General features: G+C 54.3%; 1 pseudogene. It reads right to left on the reverse strand.

What is annotated here, in order from left to right:
- Positions 1 to 536, reverse strand: a pseudogene (locus ACTHUR_RS17590) (3'-5' exonuclease); the annotation flags it as partial.

The following is a 536-nucleotide window of genomic DNA, read 5'->3' on the forward strand; positions in this document are numbered from 1 at the left end:
GCAGTAAACCAAAGGATATTGCAAACCTTTCGACGCGTGCATGGTAACGATTTTGACCAGTTTTTCGTCGCTTTCAAGACGGATGGTTTGCGCGTCTGATGGGAAATGGCCGCTGCGCGCACGGCTGATTTGTTCGTTCAGCCATTTATGCAGGGCGGCAGGGTTGCGGCTTTGGCTGTCTTCTTCGGCCAAAAGCTCCAGAATTTGATAGTAGTTGGTCAGGCTACGCTCGTTGCCGCCTTTGAGCAGGCGTGTTTCGATGTCATGTAGGGCGGCAAACTGCTGCACGGCGGCAAAAATGCCGCCTTTCCGCCATTTTTCCATGGCTTGGGCAGACGACTCCAGCCATTTCAGCAGCTGGTGTTCGTTGTGGTTGAGTTCGTAAATCTCTTTGGCGGTATAGCCGAACAAAACGCCGGTCAAGACAAAGCGCAGCCAGTCGGTTTGCCTTGGGTTGAGCCAAAAGCCGATCAGCGCGGACAGAGAGTCTGCCTCGGCGGAATCGAAACGGACTGGCGCGACAGCAACACGCTTTG

Source organism: Neisseria sp. P0021.S007 (assembly GCF_051956855.1).